At 70.8% G+C, this 8,045-nt stretch carries 10 protein-coding genes; 6 read left to right on the forward strand and 4 right to left on the reverse strand.

Annotation, left to right across the window (positions count from 1 at the left end):
• Positions 1–30 precede the first annotated feature (30 nt).
• Positions 31–870: an Rv1486c family protein gene (locus JW613_RS08030; RefSeq protein WP_209209976.1), complete on the reverse strand. Its 840-nt coding sequence runs from the start codon at positions 868–870 to the stop codon at positions 31–33.
• Between the two features lie 115 nt (positions 871–985).
• On the opposite strand from JW613_RS08030, the gene JW613_RS08035 reads away from it, so the two are divergent.
• The 4 genes from JW613_RS08035 to JW613_RS08050 all read left to right on the forward strand — a co-directional run bounded on the left by JW613_RS08035 (position 986) and on the right by JW613_RS08050 (position 4,167).
• A complete protein-coding gene (locus JW613_RS08035) occupies positions 986–1,777 on the forward strand; it encodes an ABC transporter ATP-binding protein (RefSeq protein WP_099879311.1) in 792 nt (263 codons plus the stop codon).
• 21 nt (positions 1,778–1,798) lie between these two features.
• A complete protein-coding gene (locus JW613_RS08040; protein WP_209209977.1) occupies positions 1,799–2,221 on the forward strand; it encodes an NfeD family protein in 423 nt (140 codons plus the stop codon).
• A 73-nt stretch (positions 2,222–2,294) separates the two neighbouring features.
• The gene (locus tag JW613_RS08045) at positions 2,295–3,260 is read left to right on the forward strand and encodes an SPFH domain-containing protein (RefSeq protein WP_209209978.1); all 966 of its coding nucleotides are present in this window, start codon (positions 2,295–2,297) and stop codon (positions 3,258–3,260) included.
• Between the two features lie 139 nt (positions 3,261–3,399).
• The gene (locus JW613_RS08050; RefSeq protein ID WP_209209979.1) at positions 3,400–4,167 is read left to right on the forward strand and encodes a sulfite exporter TauE/SafE family protein; all 768 of its coding nucleotides are present in this window, start codon (positions 3,400–3,402) and stop codon (positions 4,165–4,167) included.
• 39 nt (positions 4,168–4,206) lie between these two features.
• On the opposite strand, the gene JW613_RS08055 is transcribed toward JW613_RS08050, so the two are convergent.
• Together JW613_RS08055 and JW613_RS08060 are read right to left on the reverse strand one after the other, a co-directional pair.
• On the reverse strand, positions 4,207–4,722 hold the full coding sequence (locus tag JW613_RS08055; RefSeq protein WP_099879303.1) for an HNH endonuclease: 516 nt from the start codon (positions 4,720–4,722) through the stop codon (positions 4,207–4,209).
• A 400-nt stretch (positions 4,723–5,122) separates the two neighbouring features.
• Positions 5,123–5,662 (reverse strand): YbhB/YbcL family Raf kinase inhibitor-like protein, encoded by a 540-nt coding sequence (locus tag JW613_RS08060; protein ID WP_099879301.1) that lies wholly within the window; start codon positions 5,660–5,662, stop codon positions 5,123–5,125.
• A 179-nt stretch (positions 5,663–5,841) separates the two neighbouring features.
• On the opposite strand from JW613_RS08060, the gene JW613_RS08065 reads away from it, so the two are divergent.
• Positions 5,842–6,273, forward strand: a complete 432-nt coding sequence (locus tag JW613_RS08065) for a barstar family protein (protein WP_209209980.1) — start codon at positions 5,842–5,844, stop codon at positions 6,271–6,273.
• Between the two features lie 40 nt (positions 6,274–6,313).
• Here the strand turns inward: JW613_RS08065 and JW613_RS08070 are convergent, their stop codons facing one another.
• Positions 6,314–7,096, reverse strand: a complete 783-nt coding sequence (locus tag JW613_RS08070; protein WP_099879297.1) for a sporulation protein — start codon at positions 7,094–7,096, stop codon at positions 6,314–6,316.
• A 66-nt stretch (positions 7,097–7,162) separates the two neighbouring features.
• Between JW613_RS08070 and JW613_RS08075 the strand changes: the two genes are divergently transcribed.
• Positions 7,163–7,840 carry a DNA-3-methyladenine glycosylase gene (locus tag JW613_RS08075; RefSeq protein ID WP_209209981.1) on the forward strand — a complete coding sequence of 226 codons (678 nt, stop codon included), beginning with the start codon at positions 7,163–7,165 and terminating at the stop codon, positions 7,838–7,840.
• The last annotated feature ends 205 nt before the right edge of the window (positions 7,841–8,045 follow it).

Genomic DNA, 8,045 nt, shown 5'->3' on the forward strand with positions numbered 1-8,045 from the left:
CGGCACCACGGAGGGCCGGGCGGGCGCCGCTCAGCCCTGCCCGCCCTCCCGGCGCCGCTCCAGCTCCTCCGCGTAGGCGTTGTACGCCGCCACCTGGGCCCGCCGCGCCGTACGCTCCACCGGCCGCAGCGCCTCGGCACGGGCCGCCATCTCCGCCGCGCTCACCGCGCCCCCGTGCTCCCCGACACCGCCGCCCGGGGCGGCGCCGTCGCCGTACGCGATCGACACCAGGGTCCCCACCCGCTGCGCCAGCTCCAGCACCCGCACCGCGCGCGGCGGATAGCCCGGCGCCAGCAGCTGCCTGCCCGCCTCCATCCGCGCCCGGTACGCCTCCAGCGCGGCCTCGGCCACCGGGCCCGAACCCGCCACGTCCAGCCGCGTGAGCGCCTCCGTGGCCTCCCGCAGGGCGTCCGCCAGCTCCCGCTCCGCCTCCGCGAGCGAGGGCACGTCGGCGGGTGGGGCCTCCCGCACCGGCAGGCACTCCCACAGCACCTCCGTGTGCACGTCCTCCGGGGCGGCGTCCACCGGCCCCGCCTCGCGCACCGAGGGCACCAGTCCGAGGGCGGTGCCGTGTGCCAGTACCGCCTCCTCGGCCTCCAGCGCCCGCGCGTTGAACTCCGACGGGCCGCTCAGCCCCAGCGGATGCCCCGGCACCGGCAGCGCGACCCGCAACCCCACGGCACCCAGCGACCGCAGCCGCCCCAGCGCCAGTGTCAGTCCCACCGGGCCGCCGTCGTCCCCCGGCAGCACGACGCGATGCCGCGCGTCCTGCGCCGCGATGCGCTCGGCCGCCTCGTCCGGCGAGACGAGTCCGGCCAGCAGCGCGTTTCCCCAGGCGGCCAGCCGCCCCGAACGTGGTTCTGTGAGCATGCACCCAGACTAGGGAAGCCTAGGGAACAGGCTTCGCACACGGTGGCGTAGGTTTTCCCCTGGGGAATGTGCCCACAGGCACCTAAACGCGACTGCAATAGGAGACAACGCGCTCATGAGCGAAGTACTGGAGCTGGTGGACGTATCCGTGGTCCGCGACGGACGTGCTCTGGTGGAAGATGTCTCCTGGTCGGTCAAGGAGGGCGAACGCTGGGTCATCCTGGGTCCCAACGGAGCGGGCAAGACCACCCTGCTCAACCTCGCCTCCAGCTACCTGTTCCCGACCTCCGGCACGGTCGACGTCCTCGGCGAACGCCTCGGCAGCGTCGATGTGTTCGAGCTGCGCCCCCGCGTCGGCATGGCCAGCATCGCCATGGCCGAGAAGCTGCCCCGCCGCCAGACCGTGCTGGAGACCGTGCTCACCGCCGCCTACGGCATGACCGCGCACTGGCAGGAGAGCTACGACAAGGTCGACGAGGACCGCGCCCTGGCCTTCCTCGACCGGCTCGGCATGTCCGACTACCTGGACCGCAAGTTCGGCACCCTCTCCGAGGGCGAGCGCAAGCGCACCATGATCGCGCGCGCCATGATGACCGACCCCGAACTGCTGCTGCTGGACGAGCCGGCGGCCGGACTCGACCTGGGCGGGCGCGAGGACCTGGTACGCCGTCTCGGGCGACTCGCGCGGGACCCGTACGCCCCCTCCATGCTGATGGTCACCCACCACGTCGAGGAGATCCCGCCGGGCTTCACCCACGTCCTGATGCTCCGCCAGGGACGCGTGCTGGCTGCCGGGCCGCTGGAGACCGAACTGACCTCCCGTAACCTCTCGCTGTGCTTCGGTCTGCCGCTGGTCGTCGAGACGCAGAACGGGCGCTGGACGGCACAGGGCCTGCCGCTGCGCTGAGCGGGCGCCTACCATGGCGGTGTGGACGCATGGGTCTGGTGGCTCGTAGCCGCCGCAACGCTGGGGATCCCGCTCATCATCACTGCCATGCCCGAGTTCGGCATGTTGGCGGTGGGCGCCGTCGCGGCCGCCGGAACGGCCGGAATCGGCGGCGGCCCGGTCGCCCAGGTCGTCGTCTTCGCGATCGTCTCCACAGCCCTGATCCTGGTCGTGCGGCCCGTCGCACGCCGGATGCGCACCGAACGTCCCGCACTGGCCAGCGGGATCGACGCGCTCAAGGGACGGCAGGCCGTGGTGCTGGAGCGGGTCGACAGGGACAGCGGCCGTATCAAGCTCGCCGGTGAGATCTGGTCGGCCCGCGCGCTCGACTCGGAGACGATCTACGAGCCGGGCAGTCAGGTGGACGTGGTCGAGATCGACGGCGCCACCGCTGTCGTGATGTGATGGCAATGAGCAACCGCACACGGGCAGTAACTCTTCAGGCAGCGTCTTTTCAATCCATGCAGGGGGCAAGGCCATGGACGCCATCATCATCGTCCTGATCATCCTGGTGGTGCTTGTCTTCATCGCACTCATCAAGACGATCCAGGTCATCCCGCAGGCGAGCGCGGCGATCGTGGAGCGGTTCGGCCGGTACACCCGTACCCTCAACGCGGGCCTGAACATCGTCGTCCCTTTCATCGACACGGTCCGCAACCGTGTCGACCTGAGGGAACAGGTCGTCCCCTTCCCCCCGCAGCCGGTGATCACCCAGGACAACCTCGTGGTGAACATCGACACCGTCATCTACTACCAGGTCACCGACGCCCGCGCGGCCACCTACGAGGTCGCCAGCTACATCCAGGCCATCGAACAGCTCACCGTCACCACGCTGCGCAACATCATCGGCGGCATGGACCTGGAGCGGACGCTCACCTCCCGCGAGGAGATCAACGCGGCACTGCGCGGCGTGCTCGACGAGGCCACCGGCAAGTGGGGCATCCGCGTCAACCGCGTCGAGCTGAAGGCCATCGAGCCGCCCACCTCCATCCAGGACTCGATGGAGAAGCAGATGCGCGCCGACCGTGACAAGCGCGCCGCCATCCTCCAGGCCGAGGGTGTCCGCCAGTCGCAGATCCTCACCGCCGAGGGTGAGAAGCAGTCGGCCATCCTGCGCGCCGAGGGTGAGTCCCGCTCCGCCGCACTGCGCGCCGAAGGTGAGGCGCAGGCCATCCGCACCGTCTTCGAGTCCATCCACGCCGGCGACCCGGACCAGAAGCTGCTCTCCTACCAGTACCTCCAGATGCTCCCGAAGATCGCCGAGGGCGACGCCAACAAGCTCTGGATCGTCCCCAGCGAGATCGGCGACGCCCTCAAGGGCCTCGGCGGCGCCCTCGACAACTTCCGTCCGGACTCCGGCAGCAGCGGCGGCAACGGGGGCGGCACGCCCGCCCCGCCCAGCGTCACCAAGCCCCCGCGCGAGCAGCCCCCGCTCGACTCCTGATCCCCTGGCACCCCTCGGTGCCCGGCTGCGCGGAGCCGAGCCGGGCCCCAGCAGTCCAACAACCGGACCCCCGCGCGTACGAGCAGCCCCTTCGGGCATGATCGGTGTCACTGACACAGATCATCGGAGGGGCTGACGCGTGACCATCTGGGAGGCCGTGGCCGTCTGCGCGGCAGGCATCGCCGCCGGAGGCATCAACACCATCGTCGGCTCCGGCACCCTCATCACCTTCCCGGTACTGCTCGCCACCGGCCTGCCGCCCGTGACGGCCAACGTCTCCAACTCGCTCGGCCTCGTCCCCGGCTCCGTCAGCGGAGCCATCGGCTACCGCCGAGAGCTGCGCGGGCAGGGCCGCCGCGTCCTCAGGCTCGGCACCGTCGCCTTCCTCGGCGGGCTCATCGGCGCGATCCTGCTGCTCACCCTGCCCTCCAGCGCCTTCAACGCGATCGTCCCGGTACTGATCGCCCTGGCCCTGGTCCTCGTCGTCCTCCAGCCCAAACTGGCCGCCGCCGTCCGCCGCCGCCGCGAACGCGACAACAGCACCGGCCATCCGCACGGCGGCGCCCCCCTCCAGGGCGGCATACTCCTCGCCAGCGCCTACGGCGGCTACTTCGGCGCGGCACAGGGCGTCATCTACCTGGCCCTCATGGGGCTGCTCATCCCCGACGACCTGCAGCGCATCAACGCCGTCAAGAACGTCCTCGGCGCCGTCGTCAACGGCACGGCGGCCGTCTTCTTCCTCTTCGTCGCCGACTTCGACTGGACGGCCGTCCTGCTGATCGCCGTCGGCTCAGCAGCAGGGGGCCAGCTCGGCGCCCGCATCGGACGCAAGCTGGCCCCCGGAGTGCTGCGGGGCGTCATCGTGGCCGTCGGCCTGGTGGCCATCGTGCAGCTCCTGCTGCGGTGAGTCCCGGCGGGCCGCTCCTGAGCCCTCCGGGCCCCTCCCTCAGGCCGTCGCGGCCGCCGGCAGCGTCAGCCACTCCGGCAGCGACTCCCCCTCCTTGAGGCCCAGCGCCAGCAACAGAGCGTCGGCCGGTGTCGGCTCGAACGGCTTGACCAGCAGTTTCATCCCCGCCTGCCCCGGCGTCCTGTCCGCCTTGCGATGGTTGTCCGCCGCGCACGCGGCCACCGTGTTCAGCCAGGTGTCACCGCCGCCGTGCGACCGTGGAACGATGTGGTCCACCGTGGTCGCCCGGCGCCCGCAGTACGCACACCGGTGCCGGTCCCGCACCAGGACACCCCGCCGCGACCACGGGGCCCGTTGTCGGAAGGGCACCCGAACATACCGGCGGAGTCTGATCACCTGCGGCACCGGCAGCTCGACCTGCGCCGCACGCACCCGCAGCCCGGGATGCGACTGCTCGACGACGGCCTTCTCACGCATCACGAGCACCACCGCCCGCCGCAGCGACACCGTCGACAGCGGCTCGAAGCTCGCGTTCAGTACCAGCGTCTCCCGCATCCCGACCGCCTCCCCTTCTCCCGTCCGAGCCCGGACGCGCCCGCGCCGGGGTGGCACCAACTGTGCCGCTGTCCACCCGGGCCGACAACGCAATTTCCCCAGGCCGAACAGGAGATGAAGCACCCGGCAACGCAGGGTCACAGACGGTGGAAAAGGGGCGCCGAGGGCACCTCGCAAAGGGCGCGCTAAGCGGAGGCGCGCTCGTGGCCGGAGACCGAAGGCAGTCGGCGCGGTCGTCCGGCCCCCGGCCGGACTCCGGCGGACGGCGGCGCTGACCAGCGCCTGCCGCCCCCGCGAGCGGTGATGTATCCGCCGCGGTGCCGACTGCCCTCATACACGTTGCGCCGCGCGGACAGCGCGGCGCAACGGAATTCTTTCGGGGCGGGCCGGGCCCGCGGGGTCAGCCCTCCGCGGGGATCTCGTACTCGCCGATCAGCTGACCGCGCGCCAGCGTGTGGAAACGCAGATTGAACCCGACGAAGGCGGGCGTCGCGTCGGCGTCCGGGCCGAGCTTCTCGGCGTCCACGGCGTACACGGTGAAGACGTAGCGGTGCGGGCCGTCACCGGGCGGCGGCGCCGCCCCGCCGAAGTCACGCGTCCCGAAGTCGTTGCGCACATGCACGGCCCCCTCCGGGAGCCCCTTCATCTCACCCGTACCGGCGCCCGTGGGCAGCTCGGTCACCGAGGCGGGGATGTCGAAGACGGACCAGTGCCAGAACCCGCTGCCGGTCGGCGCGTCCGGATCGAAGCAGGTCACGGCGAAGCTCTTCGTCGCCTCCGGGAAGCCCTCCCAGCGCAGATGCGGCGAGGTGTTCCCCTCCGCGTACACCTGTGCGGTACCCAGATGGCCGCCGTCCGCCAGATCGTTGCTCAGTACGCGAATCGACGGCACCGGGGGGTGGAAGTCATGGGGGAGCGGGCGCCGTTGCTGGTCGGTCACGTCGGGAACCTCCTCGTCACGCGAATCGCTGCAACGGCCAGCCTAACGATCCCGACGACCTGTCTTTGCCACCATGACGGGGTGCGACAGCACACCCCGTACACCCCGGCCCTGTGCCCGCAGCCGGCAACGCCATCAGGTGAGTGACCACGACGAGACCCCGAAGCGGTGGTGCGACCATGACCAGCCCCGTGGACCTGCCCGAGCTGCCCCAGGCCGACCTCCCCGGCCTGTTCGACGACTCGGTGCCTCCCGGCGTCTACCGGTTGCCCTCGGTGGGCCCCGACGCCCTGATGCAGGCGGACGCCGCGGGCTGGTACGGCACGGTCGTGGACCTGACCGGGGTCGGCAACAAGGCAGACTTCATGGAACGTTGCGCCACGGGCCTGGAGCTCCCCGACTACTTCGGCCGCAACTGGGACGCGCTGGCCGATCTGCTCACCGATCTGTCCTGGTGGGGCAAGCCCCGCGGCTATCTGCTGCTGGCCACCGGCTGGTCGGAATTCGAACAGGCCGACCCGGAGGACGCCGCCGCCGCGGCGGAGGTCTTCACCGCGGCGGTCGGCTTCTGGGCGGTACGTGACACCCCGCTCAGCATCCTCCTGGGCTGATCGCGGAGCCTGCGCCGCTCCCGGACGGCCTGCGGACGGCTCAGAACCAGTTCCGCTTGCCGCCGACCTCGGCCAGCCACTGGTTGAGGTACCCGGCCCAGTCCGTCTGCTGATAGGTGTCGAAGTCGACCGGGAAGGCGCGGAAGGTGTCGCTGCCCTCGGAGAACAGCCCCGGCTTCTTGTCCATCTCCAGCACCACGTCCATCCCCCGCGAGTCCGCGACGAACGACAGCTCGACCTGGTTGAGCCCCCGGTACTGCTGCGGCGCGAAGAACTCGATCTCCTGGTAGAAGGGGAGCTGCTGGCGCGTGTTGCGGATGTGCCCCTTCTCCATGTCGGCCGCCTTGAAGCGGAACCCGAGCTGGCCGAAGGCGTCCAGGATCGCCTGCTGGGCCGGCAGCGGGTGGATCTCCACCGGGTCCAGGTCCGAGGAGTCCAGCGCCCGCGCGATGGCCAGCTCGGTCGTCACCCCGAGCTGCATGCCCCGCAGCTGCTGCCCCAGGAACATGGTGATCGGCGTCTCCCACGGCACCTCGAGAGTGAAGGGCACCACATGCGAGGCCCCCTCCTGCAGGGTGAGCTCCCCGCCGATCCGCTGGGTGCCGAACTCGATGTTCTGGTGGCTCTCCCCGTCGTTCGTCTCCACCTCGACCCGCGCCTGCAGCCCGACGGACAGCGCCTGGATCTCCTGGGTGACCGAGCCCCCCTCGATCCGCACCTCGCCCTGCACCACGCCACCGGGCACGGCGTGCGGCTCGTGGAGCACCGTGTCGACCGAGGCGCCGCCCATCCCCATGCTCGCGAACAGCTTCTTGAAGCCCATCCCCTTGTCCTCCCCTTTCGGCTTCCCCCCAGGGAAGCACCAGTGGTTCTTGTACGCTCGGACGGCATGATCGCAGGCCGAGACCGCAAGCCCAGCACGACCAGCGGCGACCCGCACCTTCCCCGAGCCTTCTTCGACCGTCCTGTCCTGGATGTCGCCCCCGACCTTCTCGGACACGTCCTGGTACGCACGACGACGGACGGCCGTATGCGGTTGCGCATCACAGAGGTCGAGGCCTACGCGGGTGAGGCCGACCCCGGCTCCCACGCCTACCGGGGACGGACCGAGCGCAACGGCTCGATGTTCGGTCCGCCAGGTCACGCGTACGTCTACTTCATCTACGGCATGTGGTACAGCCTCAACCTCGTCTGCGGACCGGAGGGCCAGGCCAGTGGTGTGCTGATCCGGGCCGGCGAGGTGCTGGAGGGAGTGGAGCAGGCACGCGAACGCCGCCCCAAGGCCCGCAAGGACCTGGAGCTGGCCAAGGGCCCGGCCCGGCTGGCCACCGCGCTCGCCGTGGACCGCGAGCTGAACGGCGCCGACGTGTGCACCCACGAGGACACCGCCCCGCTGAGCGTCCTCGCAGGTGAAAAGGTGGACCCGGGCGCGGTGAAGAGCGGCCCGCGCACCGGAGTGGGCGGAGACGCCGCCCACTACCCCTGGCGCTTCTGGCTCGCGGACGACCCGACGGTGAGCCCCTACCGGGCACACAAGCCGCGGAACCGGTCGTCGGCCCGCGCTTGACGCAGGGCGACCGACCGCCTAACGTTGGACGAGCCGCTGGAAACGGGACGGCTTGCCACGGGCCTGAAGGCTCAGTGAGAGCGGCCCCCGGAAGCGGACACTCACTACCTACGACGTACCCCGGATTCGGGGTCACTTTCGGTACGCCGAAAACTGACCCTGAGGGCCCGATTATGAGTCTCCCGGGAAACGCGCTAACGTAGTG

The organism is Streptomyces smyrnaeus (assembly GCF_017676345.1).
Lineage (GTDB): Bacteria > Actinomycetota > Actinomycetes > Streptomycetales > Streptomycetaceae > Streptomyces > Streptomyces smyrnaeus.

Bases quoted from the DNA above. Each gene is read 5' to 3' on its own strand.
- JW613_RS08030 (WP_209209976.1), bottom strand. From the start codon at position 870: ATGCTCACAGAACCACGTTCGGGGCGGCTGGCCGCCTGGGGAAACGCG.
- JW613_RS08035 (WP_099879311.1), top strand. From the start codon at position 986: ATGAGCGAAGTACTGGAGCTGGTGGACGTATCCGTGGTCCGCGACGGA.
- JW613_RS08045 (WP_209209978.1), top strand. From the start codon at position 2,295: ATGGACGCCATCATCATCGTCCTGATCATCCTGGTGGTGCTTGTCTTC.
- JW613_RS08055 (WP_099879303.1), bottom strand. From the start codon at position 4,722: ATGCGGGAGACGCTGGTACTGAACGCGAGCTTCGAGCCGCTGTCGACG.
- JW613_RS08065 (WP_209209980.1), top strand. From the start codon at position 5,842: ATGACCAGCCCCGTGGACCTGCCCGAGCTGCCCCAGGCCGACCTCCCC.
- JW613_RS08070 (WP_099879297.1), bottom strand. From the start codon at position 7,096: ATGGGCTTCAAGAAGCTGTTCGCGAGCATGGGGATGGGCGGCGCCTCG.
- JW613_RS08075 (WP_209209981.1), top strand. From the start codon at position 7,163: ATGATCGCAGGCCGAGACCGCAAGCCCAGCACGACCAGCGGCGACCCG.